Annotated in this window: 1 protein-coding gene; it reads left to right on the top strand. The window is 70.8% G+C overall.

Annotation, left to right across the window (positions count from 1 at the left end):
- Positions 1-448: HlyD family efflux transporter periplasmic adaptor subunit (locus CVH10_RS17540; RefSeq protein ID WP_146142992.1), on the top strand; the 448-nt coding region annotated here is incomplete at both ends.

Here is a 448-nt window from a genome sequence, read left to right as displayed (position 1 = left end):
CCAATCCGGCGGTGCTGGCCGCGATCGCCGCCTATCGCCGCGCCGCCATCGTGCGCGGGCATATGCACGTCACCGCGCCGATCGACGGCGTCGTCGCGCAGCGCGCCGTGCAGGTCGGGCAACAGATCGCCGCCGGCACGCCGTTGATGGCGATCGTCCCGCTCGACCGCCTGTGGGTCGACGCCAATTTCCGCGAGACGCAGCTCAAGGACCTGCGCATCGGCCAGCCCGCGACGCTGGTGGCGGACACCTATGGCGACGACGTAATCTATCATGGCCGCGTCGTCGGCGTGGGCGCGGGCAGCGGCAACGCCTTCGCGCTGCTGCCGCCGCAGAACGCCAGCGGGAACTGGATCAAGATCGTTCAGCGCGTCCCCGTCCGCATCGCGCTGGATGCCAGGGAGCTACGCGCCAACCCGCTACGGATCGGCCTGTCGGTCACCGCCAC

It is taken from the genome of Halomonas sp. ND22Bw (genome assembly GCF_003011945.1).
Lineage (GTDB): Bacteria > Pseudomonadota > Gammaproteobacteria > Pseudomonadales > Halomonadaceae > Halomonas > Halomonas halophila.
Note: the sequence above shows the minus strand (reverse complement) of the source record. Positions and strands in the feature narration are given on the sequence as shown.